Source organism: Colwellia sp. NW0002-52-1, from assembly GCF_057550865.1.
This window is the reverse complement of record NZ_BAAJLU010000013.1, coordinates 44787-69703: the sequence shown is the minus strand read 5'-3', so window position 1 is coordinate 69703 and position 24917 is coordinate 44787. Positions and strand designations below refer to the sequence as shown.

Here is a 24917-nt window from a genome sequence, read left to right as displayed (position 1 = left end):
AACTGAAAGACGAATACAAAAGCTGTAAGCTATCAGTTTTAAGCTGTCAGTTAAGACAGAGAGACAGCTTCAAACTTAAAACTAACATCCTTTAACTGATAGCTGATAGCTTAAAACTGACAGCTTATCTTTATTTTTTTAATATCTAAAATCATCGGGAATGGGGAGGTTTTTGGCTACGGCTTTTGGTCGGCTTGCCTTACCTTTTTTATGTGCGTCTAATTGGAAAATAAATGCGAGGATTTGTGCAACAGCTGCGAATAATTGTTCTGGAATTTCTTCGTTGGGCTCGGCGGTGTAATAGAGCGATCTTGCTAAGGCTGGAGATGCGATAATCTCAATATTGTGCTCTTTGGCTATGGTGCGAATATGCAGGGCCATTTCATCAATCCCTTTAGCAACCAATATAGGTGCTCCACCGACTTCAGCATCGTATTTAAGTGCCACAGAATAATGCGTTGGGTTAGTGATAACCACGTCAGAACTCGGGACATCTTGCATCATGCGTCGTTGCGACATTTCATATTGTGCTCTTCTCACGCGGCCTTTAGTTTCAGGGCTACCTTCAGAGTTCTTCATTTCGTCTTTAATTTCTTGCTTGCTCATTTTCAGTTGGCGATTGTGGTTCCAAACTTGGTATGGCGCATCAATAACAACAATAATGCCAATAGAGAGTGCCAAAGCTAGAAACATCCACATCAGTAATGAAACGGCATGAGAAAAGTTATTAGGGATGTTTTCTGTGCTTAAATTTACTATTTGATCAAACAAACCACTTAACAGTAAATAAGCTGAAATAAATACCACAAAAAATTTGAGAATAGATTTAATAAGCTCAACATAAGCTTGCACGCCAAACATTCGTTTAAAGCCTGCCATTGGCGATAACTTGCTTGCTTTAGGGGCCATAGCTTGCCAAGAAAAACTGATCCCGCCCAATATCATATTACCGATTAAGGCGGCTATAACGATAATAATATGTATCCAAAGAAAGGGCACTATTATTGAACTTACTCCGTCGCTTGCTACTTGATATAACGCATGTACATCCATGGTTTCTTTTCGGTTTAAGCTAAATAATCGCTTCATCATTGTAGACAAACCGGTAACCAAAGAACTCCCCATTAACATAATCGCTAAAGCAGCGCCAACCAATACAAACATGGTTCCTAAATCTTTTGAACGGGCAATTTGACCTTTCTTTTTTGCATCGGAAAGTTTTTTCGCTGTGGGTTCTTCGGTTTTTTCACCGCTGTCTGACTCAGCCATTAGGGCGTTGCTCCACAGTCAATCAGGTAACAGCTAAAATCTAAAGCCCGTTGCCACTGCATAACAAAGTGACTATAAAAATTACCCATGGTGAGCCACATAATTAATAAACCTGCACACATGGTAATAGGGAAACCAATGGCGAATATATTCAGTTGAGGCGCTGCTCGGGTCATAATACCGAATGAGAAGTTAATTAATAACATGGCTGTTAAAGGTGCAATTGCCAGTGACAATGCCGTAGCAAACATCCACCCTCCCCATTCAGCAATTTCTTTAAACTTAATACTGGAAAATTCAGGTGCGGGAATAGGAATAGTGTCAAAGCTGGCAACTACAAATTGCAAATATGCTAAATGACCATCCATCGCCCAAAATAACAATGAAGATAGAATTAAGAAAAATTGCCCTACTGCAGGCACGCTGGTACCACTGGCAGGATCGACCAAAGAGGCAAAGCCTAAACCGGTTTGCATAGCAATAATTTGCCCGGCTAAAGTAAAGGTGTTAACCACCATTACGGTGACAAAACCTAACATGATGCCGATAATGAGTTGTTCGCCAACAAGCAAGGCTGTGGCGAGTGAAAACATATTGTCAACTCGAGCAGGAGGGAGTGCAGGCATTACAGCAACAGTAATGGCTAAACAAAAAAACAATTTAACCCGTCCAGGAATAGCTTTAGCGCCTAACCCTATCATGGCCATAACCATGGCTGAAATACGCGCAAGCGGCAGTAAAAAGTCAGCCATACTTTGGTTAATAACTGACTCAGTAAACTCCATGGTTAACTCACCACACTAGGAATACTACCAATGAGTCTGATGGAATAATCCATCAATTTTTGCACCAACCAATGGCCGCCCATAATTAACGCGAGTAACGTTACAATTAAACGTGGTAGAAAACTTAAAGTTTGTTCGTTGATAGAGGTTGCCGCTTGAAACACCGCAACCACCAAGCCAATAATTAAACTGGGCACAATAACGGCACTGACCAAGATAATAACGAGCAATAACGCATCGCGTAAAATATCAACAAATACCTCAGGACCCATTAGGTTGCTCCCATGCCATAACTTGTTGCTAATGTACCAATAACTAAGTTCCAACCATCAATTAACACAAATAACATTAACTTAAAGGGTAAAGATACAATCATCGGCGAGAGCATCATCATACCCATGGCCATTAAAATACTCGCTACCACTAAATCAATAATTAAAAATGGAATGAATAACATAAAACCAATTTGAAAAGCCGTTTTTAACTCACTAATCACAAAGGCTGGAATAATAACTGTCATGGGTAAATCAGTAGGCTGGTCGACTTGTTCAATACCCGCCATTTGGGCCAATGTATCAAGATCTTTAATACGGGTTTGCTCTAACATAAAAGCACGTAAAGGAACTTTTGCCTTGTTAATTGCTTCAACAGAAGTGAGTTGTTCTTGTAGATAGGGCTGAATCGCGCGTTCATTAATTTCGTTGTAAACCGGCGTCATAATAAACAATGTCATAAATAAGGTAATACCAATAATGACTTGGTTTGACGGTGTTTGCTGCAAGCCGAAAGCTTGTCGCAAAATAGCCATAACCACCACAATACGGGTGAAAGATGTCATCATAATAACTGCTGCAGGGATAAAGCTCAGCGCAGTCATAAAAATTAATATTTGTAAGGTTACTGAATATTCTTGCGAGCCATCAGGGTTAGTGGTTAATTTTAATGCCGATAACGAAAGATCGTCAGCAGCAAAACTGCTATTGCTGATGAGTAAAAACGACAAAATCGTAACCAGTAAAGTTACGATTTTGTTTAATGATAATAATGACTTTTTATTTTTGTTTATCATAAGTTTTTATCGCTTTTTGTTTAAGTAGTTTCGCTATCGACTGAGCAAAATCAACGCTATTTTCTTTTGCACTTATTAAGGGTTCATCAAGTGTTTCTAGTAAACTAATTTGTTGAGTGGTAACGCCGAGTAAAAGCTGCTTTTCTCCTGCTTGTACCACAACTAACTTTTCTTTAGCGCCTAAATGTAAACTAGTCACTATTTTCAGCCCATTAATGCTATGGCGCACACCTTGAAAGCGCTTTAAAATAACCGCACTAATGATAATAACCACAAGTACCATCAGTAATGACAGTATCATGCTCATGGCATCCATATTGGCGGCTACATGTTTCCCCACTTCAACTGGAGCTGTTTTCTCTATTACCGGGGTTGCTATCTCTGCTGCACTAGGCGATTTTTCTCCCGAAGGTACGTCAGCGGTTGATAGCACTTCAACTGATGATATATGACTCGCTACTTTATTACTCGCTAACTCTTCACTCACTACTTCTGCAGTAAAGCTAGGTGCAACAAAAGCTAACCAGATAAGTATGCCCGATAAAATTTGTTTCATTAGTAGCTATTTTAACTTTTTAATTCGTTCAACTTGACTGATAACATCGGTTAAACGAATACCAAATTTGTCGTTTACCACGACCACTTCGCCGTGAGCGATTAAGGTACCATTAACCAATACATCTAAAGCTTCGCCTGCAACGCGGTCAAGTTCTACAACTGAACCTTGATTAAGCTGTAATAAATTACGAATACTAATGTGGCTGCGCCCTACTTCCATTGAAATGGTAACAGGAATGTCTAAAATAGCATCGAGTTTATGTTTCTCTTCACCTGAAATAGTTTCACTATCTTCTTGTAGGTCTTCTAACTCAACAGTTTCAGCAGCTTCAGATGCGGCTTGCTCATCCATTGCTTCATCCCATTGGCTCAAATCATCTTCGTTATCTGTACTCATGTTGCATTGCCTCAATTTTCATCGCGTACCGTCAAAATATCCACGCTACTCGTTTGTTATTACTTATTATGCTGTTATGCGATTTTTACACCACATTTAATCAAGTTATTTTAAAATTTTCTTTTAAAACGGGTTATAAATCATCTTCTAATAAATGCAGATCAGAATCGTTGTCTAAGCGCTTGCCACCTTTAGTAAGAATGGTAAGTTCAGATTTAACTTGCTCTGGACGTTTAATTTTTGATTCTATTTTTAATGCTAAATTATCACGACTACGCCCTAACTTAGCTCTAAACGAGGGTAAACTCTCCACTAACACCGTTATATGATCTGGCATTTCAATTGGAATAATATCACCGGCTTTCATATCCATAATTTTTTGTAATGACAATTTAACTTCGATAAATTTTGTTGAAATTTCAACCGGCACATCCATTATTTCATCGCGCAACGCCTTCGACCACCGCATGTCGGTATCTTCTTTATCACTTTGTACACCGGCATCAAGCAGCTCTCGAATAGGTTCTAACATAGAATAAGGAAGTGCCACATGAAAATCGCCGCCGCCGCCATCAAGTTCAATATGAAAAGAGCTAATAACAACCACTTCAGTTGGGCTTACAATATTGGCCATTGAAGGGTTTACTTCTGAGTCAAGATATTCAAAAGAAACATCCATAACAGGCGACCAGGCTTCTTTATAATCTTCAAAAATAATTTTTAGTAGCATTTGCACAATGCGACGTTCTGTTGGTGTAAATTCACGACCTTCAATTTTCGCGTGATAACGGCCGTCGCCACCAAAAAAGTTATCCACTAGAATGAAAACCAAACGAGCTTCCATGGTAATGAGTGCAGTGCCTTTAAGTGGTCGAAAGCGCACCATATTCAAACTGGTTGGCACAAATAAAGTATGTACGTATTCGCCAAATTTAATCATTTGAATGCCGTTTATCGACACTTCAGCGGATCGGCGCATCATATTGAATAGGCTAATACGCATATGACGAGCGAATCGTTCATTAACCATTTCTAAGGTTGGCATGCGCCCACGCACAATACGATCTTGAGAAGAAAAATCGTAATCCATCGTCCCCTCAGCTGAGGAAAAGTCTTCTACAATGTCTTCTTCTTCAACATCATCTACACCATGTAAAAGTGCATCAATTTCCTCTTGAGATAATAAATCACTCACTCGACAGTCTCTTTATCTTGTTAATGTAATTACGCTGTTTACTTCGTGTTTTATGGAAAAATTACTAGTTGTTGTTTTTTAGCACTTTATGCATTTATAAAGTGCGTTTAGCTAATCTGGCTGTTATTTTTTTATTGCATCACAAAGCCAGTAAATAATACTTTTTCAACAACATCGGCGTCTTCAATTTCTTTCATAATGCTTTGAACTTCAACCAAAGCTGATTGTTTTAATGAAGTTTTTCCGGCACTTGTTGCTAAATCGTCGGCGCTTGATTGTGAAAAAACACCGAGTAAGGTACTTTCAATAAGTGGTATATGCTTTTTGGCTGCTTCTTCATTTTCTGCTCCTCGTACAAGCAATTGCACTCGAATTTCAACAAAACGATCTCTTGCATTGCCTGGTACATTAAAACGAAATGGTCGGGGCATAGGGACATACAAGGCTGAACCAAGTGCTGCGCCTTCAGCTACTGCACCAGACTCTGCTGCTTCACCATCAGTGCTTAGTTCAGTATCAACGCCTGCTTGTGCAGTTTCATCTTCGCCGCCTAGCATAAAAAATGCGGCAGCTCCGCCGCCAACAGCTAAAATAACGACAATAGCGATAATAATAATCAGCTTCTTTTTTTTACCTGAATTATCTAGTTCAAGTTCTTTTTCGTCAGCCATTTGCCCTTCCTTTGAAGATTTTTTAAAGTACTTGTTAAACTATATCGTTGAATAGCCGCTAAACCAAAGAGTTTTATCAAGTATTGTGGCTCTATTCATCATTTAAGCGTAGTAATCGACACCAGTTGATGAAGCTTTAACCACATCAAGCACTGCCGAGTCATTTTCACCGAAGTTATCTTCAGCTGATTCTACATTTGTACCGTTATTGCCCGTTTGACTAAAGCCCTGTTCGCTTTGCTCACTGGCTTGTCGTTGTTCTATGTTTGCATCGCCAACATCAACACCGCTTTGGGCTAACATCTCGCGTAGCTTGTTCATATTTTGCTCTAGCGCGTCTTTAGCCTGTTGGTTTTGTACAACAAATTGTACTGCCGCTTGCTCATTTTGTAGGTTCACTTTAACGTGAATATTACCCATTTCAGGCGGGTCTAATTGTATTTCAACCTGCTGAATTTTTTGATTAATCATTACCATCACTTTATCTTTAACCGCATTTGCAAAATCTTTACGATAAATGGCAATGGTTTCAGTGTTAATAGCGGTTATAGATTTCTGTGTTTGTACGGTATTGGTATTGAGTTGGTTAAGGGTATTTTCAAAGCTTTGCTCTTGATGCGCATTTAATTCTGCAGCGCTTGTTAAGGTTCTAGCTGCTTGCGCATTAACTGAATGGTTAATGACAGGATTAAAGGCTGATATTGCTTTTTCAGTTTGATTGGCTTTTTTATCGTCTGTCGACTTTAACGTTGTTTGTTCTTCATCTGAAGTATTCGCTAGTTTAGTTGCTTCATCCATAACGGTATTTTTATGTGAACCGTCAGCATTTTTATCTGTTGGTGAAGTTGGTATTACTGTTGCCGTACTTTGATTAACCTGAGGTCGTTGAGCCGTATCACCCGCATTCGCTTCTTTTTTCAATTCTGCTACTTGTAATTTTGACTCGTTGGTTTCAGCTGCACTGACTTTATTCACAAAGGTTTGGGTTTCTGTTGATTTTTTAGTGTGTTCTACAGCAACTGCATCGCCTTTAATATTAGTCAACTTTTCAGTGGATTGTTCTGCCGCTAAAGCCTTTTTATGTTCAGTAGATTCATGTATAGCGTTTTCTTGGCTTTGAGCTAACTCTAGTGTTTTAGTGACATTATTTTTGTTGGCGCTAATATCATTATCAGAAAGATTTGATGCTACTGACTTTTCGTTTGTAATATCTTTATTATCTACTAATTTGTTTTTATCATTTTTAGTGCTTTCGATAAGGTTGGTCATTTCATCAATTACAGATGGCGTTGTTAGCTTATCTGTTGTGGCGGTTGAATTGGCATTAATCGCTTGCTCATTCAACTTATTACTTGCAGGCATTTTGGTATCGATCGCGCTAGTTCCAGTTTCTATACGCTTATTTTGTAATAACTCAGCAGATATTTTAGTGGTTGTACCGGATACATTTTGTTGTGTATTAGGTTTAATTTCAGTGTTATCTATACTTTTTTCTATACCGCTATTTACACTGTTATTTATACTGCTTTCTACACTGTTGGCTTGTGCTGATTTTGTTAATAATTTCTGTGCACCACTTAACATTTTTAACAGATCGACTGTTTCGTCATTTTCAACATTTTTTTCCGTACCTGCAGCCAAGTTCTGACCTACAACCTGTCCACCATTTAAGCCAGATTTCAGATCTTGTTGGGATGCACTTGCTAATGCTACTTTATCAGAACTCACCGCTGAACTGCCGGCATTTAACCTTGCCTCATTAGCGATAATGCTATTATTTTTATCATGAGTGGGAGCAACGGGCACAGGTAGCGTATGCTCGTTAGCTTTTTTATTGATTGCAGGATCTAAACTTGGTTCTTCTGCAGATATTAATGTTTTTTCTTCTGCTGTTATCGGTGCCGTAATGATGTAAGCGTTTTCAGCTAATGGGTGAGTAACTAAAGATTCATCATCAATCGGCAATGGCACGGGTAAAGTGTGTGCATCATCATTTATGGCCTTTTCAGCTTTTAATTTAGCCGACATAGCTTCGTTATCAATTACAAATGAAACCGGCAAAGTAGCTGATTTAATAACACTCGTTGAGCCCGCTATTGATGATTCATCTTCAACGGGTAAAGGCACAGGTAAAGTATGAGCATCTTTAAGTTCATGACGTATTCGTTTAATCGCAGTACCATTTTTTTCAATAAGTGGTGACTGTTCTGCCGCTTTCGACTCAAAATTGCCACCTGTACTTTTTTTAGCATCCGCTTCTGTGGTGCTTTTATTAGGGTAATGTTGCTCCATGGCATCAGAAAACGCATTGCCATTAGCTTGATTTTTATTGGCGGCATCTCCTTTACCTCCTAATAAATCAGAGGATTTACCAACATCAGAAGACAATAAACTCACTTGGTACATAATCAACCTTTCCTAAATTAAAACATAAGCGCAATTTAAAAAGTAACTTGCTGCTGATAACCAAGCAAAAATCATTCCAAACCAATTTAAATAAGTATGATTTGGCTTAGTACGATGTGAATAGCTTAGTTTTTTGTTCGTCTGTAATATTTTTCTTATCTGCAGAAGTCAGGAGTTAAAATGAATACCAACTAACGGTAAGGGAGTTAGTTTTATCTATTGCGACGAACATATTGTTGAGTAGCAATTTCATCAAACATTTTTTGCTCTTGCTTATTGGCAGCAAGCGCTAAAATGGCGAGTTTTTTATCTCGTAATAACTCAACCGCTTGTATTTTGCGGCGTTGCTCTAACCATTGTTTTTTTCTGGTTTCAACCAACGCTTTAGCTTGATGCACCGCGATTTTAACTTGCTGAGCAGCATTATCTAATTTAGCAATAAAGGCATGAAAGTGACTATAGGTTGCACTGTCTATTCCTTCTAATGAACGCTGATTAAGTCGACGCATGTACTCTAAGCGATAATCACTAACATTTTTTAAACGCTCTTGGTTTTGTTGATAATCAAGCTCAGCCGCTTGTAATGCCTGCGAGGCTTTTTGCTCTTTATCGAGCTCAAATTTATATAAGGTATTTAACTGTTTCATCGTGTTATCACCTTAATGTTATTGTGCTGGTTGATTTTGTTGAGCATGAGCCTGTGCTGCTGCCAATACTTCTTGCAACTGCGTTAAACTTTGAGCATACGGAATAATTTCAAGCATTTTTTGCTGTAAGAAAAATTGAATCACCGGCTGCAAGTCTATTGCTTGATCGATTCTTGGATCAGTACCTCTGCTATAGGCGCCAATAGAAATTAAATCTTTGTTTTCTTGATACAGCGCATACACTTGACGTAATTGTCTCGCAAGTTGTTGATGCTCTGCACTCGTTACCATAGGCATAACACGACTGATTGAACCTTCAATATCAACCGCAGGATAATGTCCTGCATCGGCTAATTTACGTGATAAAACTATATGACCATCTAAAATGGCGCGAGCGGCATCAGCAATGGGATCTTGTAAGTCATCACCTTCGGTTAATACGGTGAAAAAAGCACTAATAGAACCTTGTCCATCACCGCCGTTACCTGCACGCTCAACTAATTGTGGTAGTTTAGAAAACACCGAAGGCGGATAACCTTTAGTCGCTGGCGGCTCACCTACTGCTAAGGCGATTTCACGTTGTGCTTGTGCGTATCGGGTCAGCGAATCAATCAGTAATAAAACATTTAAACCTTGGTCGCGAAAATATTCACTAATTTGCACCGCCGTTTCACAGCCTTTTAAGCGCATTAATGGCGAATTATCGGCAGGGGCAGCAACCACCACAGAGCGTGCTCTCCCTTCTTCACCTAAAATTTCTTCTATAAATTCTTTGACTTCTCGACCACGTTCACCAATAAGTCCAACAACAATAACGTCAGCACTTGTTCCGCGGGTCATCATGCCTAGTAGCACACTTTTACCAACACCTGAGCCAGCAAATAAGCCCATACGTTGTCCTACACCAACGGTAAGAAAGCTATTAATTGAGCGCACGCCAACATCTAGAGGTTCGCTAATGGCTCGTCTTGAAAGTGGATTAATAGGTTTGCTGTCGTATTGGTAATTTTCTGACGCTTTTATTGGCCCTTTACCATCAAGCGGTTTACCGACACCATCTACTACACGGCCAAGTAAATCCATAGAAAGCGGTAAGCGCGCCTTAGTTGATAACGGCACAACACGTGCCCCTGGCAATACGCCTTGTAAACTTTGTTCTGGCATTAAAAAGGTGGTGTCTTGTGAAAAGCCGACAATTTCAGCTATAAGATCACCTTGAGAGGTTTCCACTAAACATTGACTGCCCACAGGTGCTTTAACCCCAACCGCTTCTAACGTTAAACCTACAACACGCACTAAACGCCCAGCAACAGAAACACTTTGCGGGTGTATAAGTTTTTCACAGTTTTTTAAACGTTCAGTTATGCGATTTATGTCAACCATAGGTGTTTACGCTTTTAGGTGATTTAACGATGCGACTTGCAATTTTGTTATGTTTATTATGCTTTGTTGAAGCGAAAAGAATAAGTACTCATTGGGCTTTAGTGAGCGCTACTACGATATTAATGACAAATTAGGCGTTTGTACGCTACTTAAAATGCCTATATCGTTAAAAACTTGACGTTTAAAAGCAAAAATTACTGATGTAGTGCTTCTTGCAAAAAAGATTCCAACACTTCGTTTAAACGTGATTTAACACTCAGATCAATATTCGACGTGCTATTTTCTATTTGGCAGCTACCTGGACTTAACTGCGGAGCAGCAAGTAAGCGCCAGCCTTGCTCTTTAATATGACTTGCGCCGAATTGTTGTTCGACCAATTTAATATCTTGTGGGTTCAATAGAATTTGTGTTTGAGACTCTTGCCCTGGCAAGGCCTTAATGCCTTCTGCAATGGCTGATAAAAGTATATCTGGATTGGTTTTAGCTTCATGCTTAGTGACAGCTTGAGTTAATTGTACAACTAACTGTAATAATTGTGCTTCAACGTTTTTTTCTACGTTAAGTAAAGGCTGGTGTAATTGTTCAATTAGCGCTTGCATGGCTGCAACTTGCTGATCGCTTGTCTCTTTACCTTCAGCAAGACCTTGTGCTACACCTTCTTCGTGACCAGTGCTTAGCCCTTCTTCGTGACCACTAACTTTGCCTTCTTCAAAACCTTTAGCAAAACCATCGGCTTTGCCTTGGGAGAACCCTTCATCAAATGCCGCTTGGCGAATATCTTCAATGTCTTGTGCTGTTAATGGTACCGGCTCGGCAACATTGCTTTCTTCTGGCGGTTCATACCGCCAATTACGTGACTTACCTAAAGCATTGGTTTGCCCTTGAACTTCTTCTATGTCTGATTGCACATTTGGAACAGACCAAGTATCAACTTGTGCTGATTTTTTATTTTCGTGCTGATCAGATTTTGGTGTTGGGTTCGTCGACATTATTTATTTCTCAATGAGACTATATTATAAGAATTCATCGCCGCCACCGCCGCCACCAAGCATAATTTCACCTGAATCAGATAATCGACGAGCAACCGCCAAGATTTCTTTTTGCGCGGCTTCTACTTCACTAATGCGCACTGGCCCCATGGCTTCAAGATCGTCAGCCAACATTTCAGCGGCACGTTTAGACATGTTCGCCATAATTTTTTCTCTTAGCGCTTCGTCTGCACCTTTAATGGCTTTCATTAATGCGTCTTGCTGTACTTCTCTTAATATCGCTTGAATACCTCTGTCGTCTACATCAGCAAGGTTTTCAAAGACAAACATTAAGTCTTGAATTTGTTGGCTCATTTCTTCATCGTGCTCACGAATTGAGTCCATTAACATACCTTCAACATTAGTATCTAGGTAGTTCATAATATCGGCAGCTGCTTTTAAGCCGCCCATTTTCGCTGCTTGTGCGCCCGCTTGACCAGCAAATTGTTTCTCCATGATCTCGTTAAGCTCTTGTAATGCCGCCGGTTGAACTTCTTCTAAATTGGCGATACGCATCATAAGATCTAAACGTACTTTATCTGCAAACTGGGTCATTATTTCTGCAGATTGTTCAGGATCTAAATAAGATAAAACAATGGTTTGTATTTGAGGATGTTCATTGCGAATAATATTGGCAACTTGTTTCGAGTCCATCCATTTTAAAGAGTCTAAGCCTTTAGCACCGCCGCCCATAACGATTTGGTCGATAAGGTTACCAGCTTTATCTTCACCTAATGCGGCAGTTAATGCTTTTCGAACAAACTCTTCACTTTGGAAACCAATAGTAGAGAAGTTTTGAATTTCGTTAATAAATAACTTATGTACCGCGGTGATTTTTTGTTGAGAAAAATCTTCCATGCCGGCCATGATCATACCCACTTTTTGCACTTGCTTAGGCTCTAAGTGTTTTAGTATTTGCGCAGCATCTTCTTCTGACAAGCTTAACAATAAAATTGCGGCTTTTTCGCCACCATCAAGTTTATTGACGTCAAATCCAGACGGCTGCTGTGTTGCTAATTCTTGATTTTCATCACTCATCTTCGTTCAACCAACTTTTAACTACTTGCGATGATAATTCCGGTTCATTTGCCACTAATGCTCTTACGGCTTTTAATACGTCTTCATCGCGATGTAAATCAGGTAATTGTAAACTACCGTCAGGGGCGAAGCCAACTGCGCCAGCATCAAACTCGGCGGTTAGCATATCCATGGTTTCATCACCTAAATCGATATGACTATCAAGTGATTTATCACCATAATCATTCGGGGTTTGTTCTGGGTGAATCAAACGTTTTAACATAGGGCGTACAACGGCAAAAAACAGTATTGAAATTAATATAACCGCGCCAAGTAATTTAGCATATTTATATATCGTTGGATCTTTCCATAACGGTACGGTTTCAGCAACAACAGCGTCAGGGCGAGAAAATGGTAACGTTACCACGTCTAATGTGTCACCACGTTGTAAATTAAAGCCAATACTACCTTGCAATACTCGACGAATATTTGCTATTTCTTGTACAGAGCGTGGTGTTGGCATAGGTTCACCTTCTGCATTAACACCCGGTATATAATCTAAAGCAACAGAAACACTAATACGATGGATAATGCCCGTTTGCTGCTTAGTATAACTTATGGCTTCGTCTAGTTCATAATTGCGAGTTGACTCAGAATGTTTACGTCCTGGCATAGTCGTTTGTTGACCTGTACCTGTAGCATTTTCTGGGATATTACTATCAAGCGGTGGTTGATTAGATAACGCACCAGGAATGCCGCCAAGCATGCCACCTATTGTGCTATCTTCAACTTTCATTTCACTACGAAGTGCTGGTAAGTCTGAATTATAACGACGTTGTGTTTCTTCGGTATTCGTAAAGTCCATCGCAACATCAACTTGTGCGGTGTAATTACCAAGGCCGACAACGGGAATTAAAATTGAATCAATTTTATCCATATATTCTGATTCACGTTTTTGTTCTATTTCAAATTCTTTTCGAGAACGAGATGAAACAGAGTCTTGTGAGCCCGAATTTAATAATCTACCATTTTGATCAGTAACCGTTACGCGATTTGGATCAAGGTTTTGAACGGCTGAAGCGACAATATCAACTACGGCATCTACTTCTTCTTCAGATAACAAGCGACCGCGACGTAAGGTTAGTACAACAGTTGCTGAAGGGTTTTTCTCGCGTTTTGCAAAGACGTTTTCTCGCGGAATAGCTAATAAAACGCGAGCACGTGAAATAGATTTCAATTCTTCAATGGTACGAGCAAGTTGTTGCTCTCTTGAGTGTTTTAAACGCTCACCCTCAAGACGTTGACTCACACCAAAGCCCATATCCTGCATAAGAATTTCACTACCTTGAGTAGGTGCGTCAGTAAGGCCTTCTCGAGCAAGCATAAGTTTAACGTTTTGATATTCATCGCTTTCAACAGATATGGTGTTGTTTTCTTGACGATATTCCACTTTATTACTGTCAAGAAAGTCCATGGTTTTAATTAATTGCTCGGTTGGCAATTTAGTTAAAAAGCGATATTCTGGCTGATTAGCCAACATGATGACAAAAACTGCAATGGCGAAACAAATAGCAAGTGCAATTACTATCGTCATTTGACGAAGAAAATCAACATTCCCCATAGCAGCAGCTAAGCCCGACTTTTGCTCGCCAACAGAGTCATTTCCACTGTCATTAGCTACTAGGTCATTGCTTCCATCGGCTAGCATTAAATTTGTATTATCTGTTGTATCGGCCACTGATTTATCTCCGCTTAAATATCTTTTTATTTTTAGCTATGGGAGCTAAACCGGCATGCTCATAATTTCTTTATAAGCTTCAACAAACTTATTTCTTACTTGAACGGTAGCATCGAAAGCAATACCTGCTTTTGAAGCGGCAATCATAGTGTCGGCTAAGGTAACGCTGCGGTCACCCATTTCAAACGCTGTGCGCTTTGCACCAACATCTTGTTGTAGTTCATTTACATTATTTATTGCGTCTTTTAACAAGCTACCAAAGTCGCCACCCGCTTTACTTACCGGCGGTGTGCCCATACCATTTTCTTCACCAATAGGAAGGCGATTTCCCATTGCTTCCATCGACATACTTTGCATCTGGGCGTATAAAGAATTAGTTTTGATATCCATGGCTATCTCGCTTGCGTCAATTTCTTGTTACTTACTATTACCTAGGATTAAAGCAAGCATAGTGCCAAGCTATATAATTCAATAAAACGAGAGTTAAAATAGGCGTTATAAGTGTCTAAGCATAAAATAAAACACTTAAAAATCAATAAAAAACGTTAAACATCAAAAACAAAAAAAACGACGATGAATTCGTCGTTTTTAAAATTTTAGCTACTAATTTATCAACAAGATGTCGATAATTACACAAATATTAAGCTGGGATCTGAATACCACTATCACGCATACGCGCAATTTTATAACGTAAAGTTCGCGGACTGATCCCCAAGCGTTCAGCAACATCTTTGCGACTGCCTCTGCAAGCATGCAAAGTATCTAAAATTATTTGATGCTCTTGCAGTTTAAGCTCACTGCCCAGTTTGTCGGCTTTATCTACACTAGCTTCTTCGCTTTGTACTTGTGGTGTTTCAAAGTTATCAATCAATAAGTCGTTTGCATCAATACAACGATCGCTTTGTAAAATGAGTGCACGTTGAATAACATTGTCTAACTCTCGAACATTACCAGGCCAGGTATATGCCAGTAATTTACTGCGAGCAGCTGGTGTGAACTCTGGGATGACATTGCCATCTTTTTGACAAATACGTGAAATTAAATGCGTCGCTAGCGGTAAAATATCATCTCGACGTTCATTCAACGGTAACCATGTTAATGGGAACACATTAAGTCGGTAATATAAATCTTCTCTAAATACGCCTTCTTTTACCGCATCTTTTAAGTCACGGTTACTGGTAGCGATTACCCTAACATCTAAATTAATAGTTTTACGACCGCCAATACGTTCGACTTCACGCTCTTGCAATACGCGAAGAATTTTGGCTTGTAGGCCTAAATCCATTTCGGTAATTTCATCAAGTAAAATGGTACCACCTTGAGCTTGTTCAAACTTACCAGGACTAGCCTGAATAGCGCCAGTAAATGCGCCTTTTTCATAACCAAATAGCGTTGCTTCAAGCATATTCTCTGGAATTGCCGCACAATTAATTGCGACAAAAGGCGCTTGGTTGCGCGGAGAAGAGTTATGGATATACTGTGCTAGCACTTCTTTACCTGATCCACTAGGACCCAGCACCATAACCGATGCTTCTGTGTTGGCTACCTTTTTCGCTAGCCTAAGTAATTCAATACTTTGAGCGTCAGCCACAACTGGATCGAATCCGTCGTTTACTTGCAATGGCACATACTGACTGACCATATTAAGTAAAACTTCTGGTGCAAAAGGTTTAGCCATATAATTACAGGCACCATCTCGCATCGCTTGTACGGCATCATCAATGGTGCCATAAGCTGTCATAATTAAAACGGGTAATTTAGGATAACTATTACGAATACTTTTTAATAACGATAGTCCTGACATGCCGCCCATTTGAACATCGCTAACCACTAGATCAACGGCATGCGACTTCAGTTTTATTAAGGCGTCTTCACCAGAGTTAACAGCTACACATTGGTAGCCTGCTAATAGTAAAGTATCAACGAGTGCTTCTCTAAGTCCAGCATCGTCTTCAACTACCATAATTTTACTTGTGGTCATTACTAAGCTCCTTAGACATAAATGTTGTTTGGGTATTTTCCGAGGCTTTTAAAGGTGTACTATCCCCTACTAGTAAAGGTATTTTGATACAAAAATGTGCCCCTTCACCGGGCTTACTGATCAAGCTAACTTCGCCTTGATGAGCATTAGTAACAGATTTAACAACGGCCAAGCCAAGACCTGTCCCTTGACTTCTTGAGGTATAAAAAGGTTCGAATATTTTATCGGTTAGCTCTTCACTAATACCGGGGCCGTTGTCTTTAACACTGATATAAGCAAATTCATTATGACAATAAGTACTGATATCAATAACGGCATTTTCTTTGATAACCGATAAACTATTGTGAATTAAATTTTGTATTGCGCCCGACAAAGCACTGACATTGCCTAAAATTTCGCAGCTAGGCTGGCATAAATTTACATTAACTTTTGCGCCAGCTTGATTAACCTGCGGTTCAATCGCTTGTTTGGCTTGTTCAATAAGGTCATTAATATTAACGGGTTCTACTACCGCTTTGCTGCCACTTTTTGCAAACAATAACATGTCGTTAACTTGTTGCTCTAGATCGTGTAAGCGCAACATGAGTTTTTCTTGAAAATTGCCTCTAGCATCGTCAGTAAGCTTTTTATTGCGCAAATTTGCACCATATAACATTGCTGCTGATAAAGGCGTGCGAATTTGATGCGCTAATTTAGACACCATTCGACCTAAAGATGAAAGACGTTGAAGTTGACCTAACTTATCTTGTAATAATCGCGTTTCGGTTAAATCGGTGATCATAATCAACTGCCCAGGTTGGCCTCCTAAAGCGGTGATCTCTAATTTAACTCGGCGACCATCATTTAAAGACACTTCATGCCAGTCATCGGCTCTAGGTTTAAAAGAACGTTTGATCACGTCAAACCATGCTTGTCCTAAAATTGGCTCGTCAAGCAAACGTTGTGCTGTGTCGTTCATTTTTACAACAATACCGTTACCATCAAGCATTATCATCCCCGTAGGCATAACATCAATAACATGCTGTAGTTGTTTATTTTGCTGACGTAAAAATGCTAATTCGCCTGGGTAATTTTCGTTTTCTAATCGAGTTGATTGCTCGCGCTTACCATTCACATTATCAAAAGAAGTGAATACACGATTCAGCACAGTATTGGCTGATGAAGAGTTGGTCGATGTCGAAAAGGCTAGAGCCATAATATTTTACCCGAGTAAAGAAGTACACTCGAATAAAGCATGAATTGTGCCAATCAATTAAACTATTATTTTTCAATAACTAAGAATAATCATAGCGATAAAAACTGCTGTCAATAAAATGGCTGAAAAACGATATAGCCTGAGCAATACGCTCCTAAAGCAAGCTTAAAAAAGCAGATAAACAAGATCAAATGAAAGCTATTATTATAGCGGTAATCGTGGTTTTCATCGTAATGTAAGTCATAAAAAACGCCATTGAATGATTAAAAACAATGGCGTTCTTACTAACTTAAAAAATGATTACTGCTGATAGTTTGTTACTTATAATTACTGTTCATAATTATTTAAAGTTAATAGTGTAAAGTTAGCAGGTATAGGTTTTATCCTATTAAAAACATTACACACATAGCATAGCTCGATTGTCGAATATAAATAATTAGCCCGCTTTTTGAAGATTATACTTACGCATTTTTTCAACCAGCGTGGTACGGCGCATATCTAGAAGTTCCGCAGAACGAGCTACAACCCAGTCATTTTTATCTAATGCTTGTACGATTAAAGATACTTCTAAATCTGCTAAATAGTCTTTTAAATTTAGGCCATCAGCTGGCAGCACATCAACAGTATTTCCATTGCTTAGTTCAGCTTCTTCGGCATTAGCTTCATCATTCTCATCATCTTCGTCGTCATAATCAAAACCGGCAAACAGTTCATTAATTGCTTCGCGCTCTTGTAACTCTTCTGGATACTCAGGTTGATAATCATCGACATCTAAATGGCGATACTTAAGCGGTAATTCCCCAACGTTAACCACTTGTTCGCCATACATAATAATCATACGTTCAATTAAGTTAGATAATTCACGAACATTACCCGCCCAAGGATGTTCTTGAAGCGACTCAATAGCTTTGTCAGTAAAGCGCACTGAATGCCCTTGTTCGTCTGAAAACCTTGAGATAAGCTCTTTTAGTAATAATGGAATATCTTCTTTGCGCTCTCTTAGCGCCGGTGTTTCGATTGGGAAAACATTTAATCTGTAGTATAAATCTTCACGGAAATCGTTGGTTTTAATCATGTCTTCAAGGTGTTGATGCGTTGCGGCAACAATGCGTACATTGGCTTTTATGCTTTTAGCACCGCCAACCCGCTCGAAGGTTCTTTCTTGTAATACTCTTAATAATTTTACTTGCATGGGTTGTGGCATATCACCAATTTCATCAAGAAATAACGTGCCGCCTTCAGCCATTTCAAAGCGCCCTTTTCGGGTAGAAATAGCTCCTGTAAAAGCGCCTTTTTCGTGACCAAACAGCTCACTTTCTAATAATTCCGCAGGAATCGCGCCACAGTTAACGGGTACAAAAGGACCTTTGCTTCGATCCGATAAATTATGAATATTACGCGCAACAACTTCTTTACCTGTGCCCGACTCTCCTAAAATAAGCACATTAGCCGCTGTACTCGCAACTTGTTCAATTAAAAATCGTACTTGTTGCATAGGTTCACTAGTACCCACTAATGAACGAAACAGTGAGCTAGGACCATTTGCGCCACGTTTTGACGGTAAGTTGTTATGGTATTGGTGGCTATGATGTATAAGCTCTGTTAATTGAGCATAATTTAATGGTGTAGTGAGTTCGCCAATAACATTGACGTAACCATTGAGCTGCTTTTTATCGAAAATATCGTGATAAATAAACGGCAAAGTAGGGTGTGATTTAATAATATCTTGCAGCTTTTCAGAAGTATCACCGCATAAAATAACCGTGAGTACATTAGTAACATCGGCTAAATGTTGATCAACTTCATCTTCTGAAAAAACATAAAAGTGCTCACCAACAAAAGCTAAAACAGTTTCTATTTGATGGCGTCTGGCAGCGTCGTTATCGACAACTAGAATATGTTTTTGCCCTTGCATATATAGCCCTTGCATTTTTAGCTGATGTTAGGTCGTGGTTATTCTATTTAAACTAGCGTTATACTTATCTTTAAAATAGCTCTAATAAATAACTTTTAATAAATAGCTCTCAATAAATAACGACAACACAAAAACGCGCCCTAACAAGTATTGATTATTATCATATTTCTCTATTATTAACTTGCTGGTGTTATTAATCAACAATAAATTGACACTGATGTGTCATTTTATTGTCAGTTCAAGAAATATGACTACTTGCCGATATAAACGGATAGAGACGATAAAAACCAATAACGAGATAAACTTTCTAAATGAAGAAATCAGCTCAGGTTTTTAAGAACGTCAAAAAATTAACAACATAATCAAGCCAGTCTATGCGGTATGAATATGTTTTTAACATTTAACACTCGATAAAGAGTAAATGCATATATTTCAATGAACTAGTCGTAGTTATTTAACTTAAGATAAAACTGGCATGAAATACGCTTATCAAAAATACTATGTTTAAATTAACCTTTAAACGCATACTTAAAGAAAAGCTAAATAAAATAGGATTACACTATGTTAATTATTAACGGCACAGCCGAGTTGATGAAAGTAACTGACCATTTAAACAAAGGCGACAGATATGAATTCAATATGTTTTCATTAAATATGCCGCTAGAAGAGCAGTTAGTACAAATAGAAGATTATTTGGTTACACGTGGTTGGGACAATATTGAAGTGACCAACAATGGCATAATTGACGACCCAAGTGTGATTGAACACCAAGTGTTGCAAAGTGCATACGCAAAAGCTAAAAATGAAGGCTTTGCCGTTACAATTAACAATCAAGCGTTAATATAATTTATCGTCTGTAATTTTAAATTTAGTGTATTTTAGTATAATAACGTTAATGTACTAATACTGGAGATATCTATGACTCACGCGTCATTAAAAAAATATCAACAAGTAAATAAGAGTAGTGCGCAAGAAGCTTCGCCTTATCAATTAGTTGCGCTGTTATTTCAAAAGCTACTTGATAACATCGCTACAGCAAAAGGTGCCATTACCCAAAAAGATTATGCAAAAAAAGGGGCTGAACTATCAAACGCTATTGCTATTATTGGTGTATTAGAGTCTTCGCTTGATTTTGAACAAGGCGGCGAAATATCTAATAATTTAGCCTCTATCTATCTTTATTGTTCAGAGCAATTACTGACAGCTAGTATAGATAACGACATTGATAAACTTAATGAAGTAGCGCAAATATTAATTCCTATTAAGTCTGGATGGAGTGAAATTCCTCTTGAAAGTCAAGATAAGGTTAGCTTCTAGTGAGTATAACGGCTGTTGAAGTTATAGAGCATGTTATTGACGCATCTGAAATGTTACTTGAACTTTTAGATACGTCAGATTTAGAGCTTGAACTTTCGTCACCTGAATTATCAGAGTTGCCAGAACGAGTGAATAAAAGCTCAGCCAGCACTGAAAAGTTATTAAAGTTAATGATGTTTCGAGAAGAAAAGATTCATCAATTGTTTAATGATTTTGACAGAACAGAATTACAAACACATCAAAGCAAGCTTCAAACTATTACTAAGTTAGATAATCAACTCGTAGAAAAAATAAATCAGACTCAAGATATTGCAAAATCTGAGATTTTAACGTTAAAGAAAAATAGAAAGGCTATTAATCTTTATCAAAAATTGTAGTCCGAATAACGATAAAGTACTTAGCATCCCCACAACGTAATCGCCTCTTTTAGATTTTCGGGGTTAAATACCAATTTGAATATAGCTTGTTATGATACCCAACTAAAAAGTCGTTTCAGCTTAGAAAGCTAAAACGACTTTTTTTCAATCAATCACTTAAGTTTAACCCAAAGTAAAACTATAGGGTTTACTAACTTGAGTCCCTAACCACGCCAGGCATATTATCAAGCTGCTGTTGTAAATAACTACTTGTAGAGTTCAGGTTAGATACAAGTAAATCCATCGCGTTATATTGTGAATATAAACGTGCTTCTAAGGAGTCAATACGAAGATTAAAAGCGACACGTTCATCATCTATTTTAGATAGCTGCGCTGTTTTACTGTCAATTCGACCATCAATTAACCCTCCTGACTGAGTATAAAATTCAGTTAAGGTTGTAAAAGACGCTGCAAACCCAGGTTCATCATCACTACCAACGAAAAAATTTTGAATACCTTTAACATCTAATGCTATTTGTTCGTCTAAATCTTCAACATCTAGCTCTAACTTACCATATCGATCGGAGCGTACCCCTAGCTGATTCAAGGTTAAGCTATCAGAGCCTGTACTAGAGAATGATTGCGTAATTTCTTGTCGAATTTTCCCCATAACACCACGCAATAAAGAATCGCCGGCAAGAGGACCAACAGCACTTTCACTAGAGCTTCCTAGTTGAGAAACAAGATCTACTAACTCATTATAACTGCTCACAAACCCAGATAACCCAGACTTAATATTACTATTATTTTCAGTAATATTTGCCGTGCTTATATTATCGTCTACATCATGAGGTTTTTTTGCTGTAATGGTTACACCATCAATAGCATCAACAAACTCATTAGTGCTATTAGTAATAACTAAGGTATTATCAATGGTTATTTGAGCGTCTTTAGCTTCTCTAACTTCAGTAAGGTTGGGCGCATAAGTAGCTGAGGTATTATCTGCATCATAAGCTAACCGTGAAAGCCCTACTTTATCGGTATTGTCGGGCCCTAATAGATCACCTACTTCAACAGCTTCTTCAACTGTAACTTTTATTGCGTTTTCTACGCCTGTTTCTTTACTCGTCAATACTAAATGCTGACCTACATCGTCAGTAATAATAGTTGCAGTTATCGATGAGTTATCGTCATTATCATTAATTAAATCACGAATATCACTCAAAGTGGCTGTACTGGAAACATTAATATCAAAGCTTTCACTGCCTGAGGTTAACGTCATGGTGCCTTCGCCCATTGCTTCAGTACTGTCAAATCCATCAGATACAAGCTTGTGAGCACTAGCAATTTGATCTACATTAACAGAATAACTACCAACTTCTGCCGCTTTGGTGCTAGTTAAAGAAACAAAATCATCTGAACCACTAATACTTCTCTGTTGAAATTTATCAGTAGTAGATAGAGCATCAATTGAATCAGCAACACTTTCTAATGCAGCTTTTAAAGCGCCAACTGCAGAAATATCTGTTGTTATAGCTGCCTGACGACTGTTTAGGCGACTTTCAAAAGGTACGCTTTCAGCACCAACAATTGCATCAACGATTTCAGAAACTTGAAGTCCTGAACCTATGCCTGTAAAAGCAATATCTACCATAATTTCACCAGTTGTTGTAGTGGTAAGCTCTCGCTAAGTATAGCTAAATAATTAGCACTCAATCGCTACTTTAATAACAATATTATATTTCTGTATCTATCAAGCTTCCAGTCACATTTGATAACTTAGAGATCATCGTCAACACTTCTTCAGATGGATACTGTTTAACTAAGTCACCTGTACCTTTATCAAGTACCTTGATTACATCTCGACCAGAGTCCTTATCGACTGAAAACTCTAAGCTACGATTCATTTCACCCATAAAGTCTTGCAATTGCTGCGCCACTTTCTCTAACTGGTCAGGTGTCATTACAACCGCTTTACTCGCTTCGCTTGCTTTGGTTTTATTTTCTGCAGCCACATCTTCTTTTTTTTCTAATGTGTTTTGTGCTGACTTTTCAATACTTTGTTCATTTAAAGCCGACTGTTGCGTTTTGTTATTTTCTAACTCAACACTCGCTGGGCTGATAACGTTACCAGCTATATTAACATTATTAGGTACATTCATTTCTGACCCCTTATAACCTTAAAATAATGTCACTTTTAAACGCTAATTTAAGGTGCTATAAACTCATTAACCATGAAAACACAAAAAGGAAGGAGACATTTGGGCACCTTCCTTATCTTATGCAACTAACATATAGACTATGCTAGTATTTTTGTTGGCCTAACCTAACAAGCTTAATGCTGCTTGTGGCAATTGGTTAGATTGTGCCAAAATTGACGTACCTGCTTGTTGCAATATTTGGTTTTTCGTCATCATGGCTGTTTCAACTGCGAAATCAGTATCTTGAATACGACTACGTGATGCTGAAACGTTTTCTGAAATATTAGCTAAGTTACTTAGTGTATGGCTAAAGCGGTTTTGAACAGCACCTAAGTCAGCACGGTCACTATCAATCGAAGCAAGTGCAGCATCTATAACAGCGATAGCACTTTGTGATTGACCCTGTGTTGATAAATCAACATCTGACACTTTGCTTAAAGACGAAGTAGTAGCCGTAGAAAAAGTTCCGCCACCAGCAACACTAAAACTACTGCTAGATGTTAGGTTTATTGATGAATCTTTAACTACACCGGCAGCTTGAGCAGCAGTACCATCTAAAGCTAGCGTATTCGTGGCACCGCCAACAATATGAACACCCGCAACGCCTGATGCATTTAATGTAAGTACACCCGTACCTGAGTCAACCGTAGCATCATAGCCAGATTTACCTAAATCTGATGCTAACTCATTTAAACTACCATTGTAGTCTGCTAAGTCATATGTATCAGTACCAACAGTTAATGTACCTGTATCTGCTGAAGTAAAGGCTGATAATTCTACCGATACTGTTGTTTCTGCTTTCACGCCAGTAGTAAAGCCATTAATAGCATTAGCTAAAGCTTGAGCATCAGCACTAGCTGAAAGATCTTGAGCTCCTGATGTACCAAGATTACCTGATATATTTACCGCAGTAGCACCTGCAGCAGCACTAAAACCTGTTCCTGCTTTAGCTGCAATACCATAAATTGTACCAGCATCAATCAAAGCATCTTGACCTATAGCGTCTGATGATATGTCACCTAAAGAAAGTGAAATAGTTTCATTTGCGTTTGAACCAACTTGGAACGCTCGAGTACCAAAATTGCCATCTAATAATTGCTGACCACCAAATGATGTTGTATCTGCAATTCGAGTCAACTCTTCTTGTAAAGCTGACACTTCTTTTTGTAGTGCGCCTCTATCTTCACTTGAGTTAGAGCCGTTAGCTGATTGCAATGCTAAATCACGCATACGTTGCAATATGTTAGTAGACTCTTGCATTGCGCCTTCAGCAGTTTGTGCCATTGAAATACCGTCGTTAGCATTACGTTGTGCAACACCTAAACCATTTATTTGAGATGTTAAACGGTTTGCAATTTGTAAACCTGCCGCATCATCTTTTGCGCTGTTAATACGCATACCTGATGATAAACGTTGCATTGAAGTTGCCAAGCTTTCACTTGAGTTATTTAAGTTACGTTGTGCATTCAATGATGAAGTGTTAGTAATTACTGATAAAGCCATGATGAAACTCCTAAGTACAAAATAATATATGGTTAATTTTAAACTTCGGAGCATTAATTTTATCAATTAGGCTCCGTGCTAATTACTTTAACGGCAGCCTTGAAAATAACTTTAATCTTTTTACATAAAAAACATAACCACTTGATATTTAAACTAAATATGTATAATTTAGTTGTTCAATAACGGCTAGATTATGTTTTTATTTAAAATATTTTATATATATGTAGCATTACAACGTTTAACTGCGATTTATTAGGCCGCTAAATGAAAGAGGAAATAAGAGGAA

The 24917-nt window shown here is 38.5% G+C and carries 24 protein-coding genes; 3 read left to right on the top strand and 21 right to left on the bottom strand.

The features are described from left to right. Positions 1-138 precede the first annotated feature (138 nt). The 18 genes from flhB to AC27H3_RS13045 form a co-directional block, all read right to left on the bottom strand. A complete protein-coding gene (gene flhB / locus AC27H3_RS13130) occupies positions 139-1269 on the bottom strand; it encodes a flagellar biosynthesis protein FlhB (protein ID WP_487106858.1) in 1131 nt (376 codons plus the stop codon). Beyond that, positions 1269-2054: a flagellar biosynthetic protein FliR gene (gene fliR / locus AC27H3_RS13125; RefSeq protein WP_487106856.1), complete on the bottom strand. Its 786-nt coding sequence runs from the start codon at positions 2052-2054 to the stop codon at positions 1269-1271. Before fliR ends, flhB begins: the two co-directional genes overlap by 1 nt. Before the next feature lie 2 nt (positions 2055-2056). Further along, positions 2057-2326, bottom strand: a complete 270-nt coding sequence (gene fliQ / locus AC27H3_RS13120) for a flagellar biosynthesis protein FliQ (RefSeq protein WP_085301644.1) — start codon at positions 2324-2326, stop codon at positions 2057-2059. Further along, positions 2326-3123, bottom strand: coding sequence for a flagellar type III secretion system pore protein FliP (fliP, locus tag AC27H3_RS13115; RefSeq protein ID WP_487106854.1), 798 nt, complete (start codon positions 3121-3123; stop codon positions 2326-2328). Before fliP ends, fliQ begins: the two co-directional genes overlap by 1 nt. Further along, entirely contained in the window at positions 3107-3679 is a 573-nt protein-coding gene (fliO, locus tag AC27H3_RS13110) for a flagellar biosynthetic protein FliO (RefSeq protein ID WP_487106853.1), read from the bottom strand. Before fliO ends, fliP begins: the two co-directional genes overlap by 17 nt. A gap of 6 nt (positions 3680-3685) precedes the next feature. Further along, on the bottom strand, positions 3686-4078 hold the full coding sequence (fliN, locus tag AC27H3_RS13105; RefSeq protein WP_085301641.1) for a flagellar motor switch protein FliN: 393 nt from the start codon (positions 4076-4078) through the stop codon (positions 3686-3688). 133 nt (positions 4079-4211) lie between these two features. Beyond that, complete coding sequence (gene fliM / locus AC27H3_RS13100) at positions 4212-5273, bottom strand: flagellar motor switch protein FliM (RefSeq protein WP_487106851.1); 1062 nt, start codon at positions 5271-5273, stop codon at positions 4212-4214. A gap of 131 nt (positions 5274-5404) precedes the next feature. Next, the gene (gene fliL / locus AC27H3_RS13095) at positions 5405-5944 is read right to left on the bottom strand and encodes a flagellar basal body-associated protein FliL (protein WP_487106849.1); all 540 of its coding nucleotides are present in this window, start codon (positions 5942-5944) and stop codon (positions 5405-5407) included. A gap of 102 nt (positions 5945-6046) precedes the next feature. After that, positions 6047-8350 (bottom strand): flagellar hook-length control protein FliK, encoded by a 2304-nt coding sequence (locus tag AC27H3_RS13090; protein WP_487106847.1) that lies wholly within the window; start codon positions 8348-8350, stop codon positions 6047-6049. 212 nt (positions 8351-8562) lie between these two features. Further along, positions 8563-8997 carry a flagellar export protein FliJ gene (gene fliJ / locus AC27H3_RS13085; protein ID WP_273311886.1) on the bottom strand — a complete coding sequence of 145 codons (435 nt, stop codon included), beginning with the start codon at positions 8995-8997 and terminating at the stop codon, positions 8563-8565. Between the two features lie 18 nt (positions 8998-9015). Next, on the bottom strand, positions 9016-10380 hold the full coding sequence (gene fliI, locus AC27H3_RS13080; RefSeq protein ID WP_487106845.1) for a flagellar protein export ATPase FliI: 1365 nt from the start codon (positions 10378-10380) through the stop codon (positions 9016-9018). A 194-nt stretch (positions 10381-10574) separates the two neighbouring features. Then, complete coding sequence (fliH, locus tag AC27H3_RS13075) at positions 10575-11369, bottom strand: flagellar assembly protein FliH (RefSeq protein WP_487106843.1); 795 nt, start codon at positions 11367-11369, stop codon at positions 10575-10577. A gap of 24 nt (positions 11370-11393) precedes the next feature. Beyond that, positions 11394-12446 (bottom strand): flagellar motor switch protein FliG, encoded by a 1053-nt coding sequence (gene fliG / locus AC27H3_RS13070; RefSeq protein ID WP_273311882.1) that lies wholly within the window; start codon positions 12444-12446, stop codon positions 11394-11396. Continuing rightward, positions 12439-14163, bottom strand: a complete 1725-nt coding sequence (gene fliF, locus AC27H3_RS13065) for a flagellar basal-body MS-ring/collar protein FliF (protein ID WP_487106841.1) — start codon at positions 14161-14163, stop codon at positions 12439-12441. Before fliF ends, fliG begins: the two co-directional genes overlap by 8 nt. Before the next feature lie 45 nt (positions 14164-14208). Beyond that, positions 14209-14553, bottom strand: coding sequence for a flagellar hook-basal body complex protein FliE (fliE, locus tag AC27H3_RS13060; RefSeq protein ID WP_085301632.1), 345 nt, complete (start codon positions 14551-14553; stop codon positions 14209-14211). Between the two features lie 250 nt (positions 14554-14803). After that, positions 14804-16144 carry a sigma-54-dependent transcriptional regulator gene (locus AC27H3_RS13055; protein ID WP_487106838.1) on the bottom strand — a complete coding sequence of 447 codons (1341 nt, stop codon included), beginning with the start codon at positions 16142-16144 and terminating at the stop codon, positions 14804-14806. Beyond that, positions 16131-17339 (bottom strand): sensor histidine kinase, encoded by a 1209-nt coding sequence (locus AC27H3_RS13050; protein WP_487106837.1) that lies wholly within the window; start codon positions 17337-17339, stop codon positions 16131-16133. The genes AC27H3_RS13055 and AC27H3_RS13050 overlap by 14 nt, the downstream gene beginning before the upstream one ends. Positions 17340-17775: 436 nt before the next feature. Then, positions 17776-19254, bottom strand: a complete 1479-nt coding sequence (locus AC27H3_RS13045; RefSeq protein WP_487106836.1) for a sigma-54 interaction domain-containing protein — start codon at positions 19252-19254, stop codon at positions 17776-17778. Positions 19255-19815: 561 nt separating this feature from the next. On the opposite strand from AC27H3_RS13045, the gene AC27H3_RS13040 reads away from it, so the two are divergent. The 3 genes from AC27H3_RS13040 (at position 19816) to AC27H3_RS13030 (ending at position 20948) form a co-directional block, all read left to right on the top strand. Then, positions 19816-20100, top strand: a complete 285-nt coding sequence (locus AC27H3_RS13040; RefSeq protein ID WP_487106835.1) for a hypothetical protein — start codon at positions 19816-19818, stop codon at positions 20098-20100. A 72-nt stretch (positions 20101-20172) separates the two neighbouring features. Continuing rightward, on the top strand, positions 20173-20571 hold the full coding sequence (gene fliS / locus AC27H3_RS13035; protein ID WP_487106834.1) for a flagellar export chaperone FliS: 399 nt from the start codon (positions 20173-20175) through the stop codon (positions 20569-20571). Continuing rightward, positions 20571-20948 carry a hypothetical protein gene (locus AC27H3_RS13030; RefSeq protein WP_487106833.1) on the top strand — a complete coding sequence of 126 codons (378 nt, stop codon included), beginning with the start codon at positions 20571-20573 and terminating at the stop codon, positions 20946-20948. Before fliS ends, AC27H3_RS13030 begins: the two co-directional genes overlap by 1 nt. Positions 20949-21138: 190 nt before the next feature. Here AC27H3_RS13030 and fliD read toward each other — a convergent pair whose 3' ends face one another. The 3 genes from fliD to AC27H3_RS13015 all read right to left on the bottom strand — a co-directional run bounded on the left by fliD (position 21139) and on the right by AC27H3_RS13015 (position 24631). Further along, complete coding sequence (fliD, locus tag AC27H3_RS13025; RefSeq protein ID WP_487106832.1) at positions 21139-22581, bottom strand: flagellar filament capping protein FliD; 1443 nt, start codon at positions 22579-22581, stop codon at positions 21139-21141. 82 nt (positions 22582-22663) lie between these two features. Then, complete coding sequence (locus tag AC27H3_RS13020; RefSeq protein WP_487106830.1) at positions 22664-23089, bottom strand: flagellar protein FlaG; 426 nt, start codon at positions 23087-23089, stop codon at positions 22664-22666. 159 nt (positions 23090-23248) lie between these two features. Continuing rightward, on the bottom strand, positions 23249-24631 hold the full coding sequence (locus AC27H3_RS13015; RefSeq protein WP_487106828.1) for a flagellin: 1383 nt from the start codon (positions 24629-24631) through the stop codon (positions 23249-23251). Between the last annotated feature and the right edge of the window lie 286 nt (positions 24632-24917).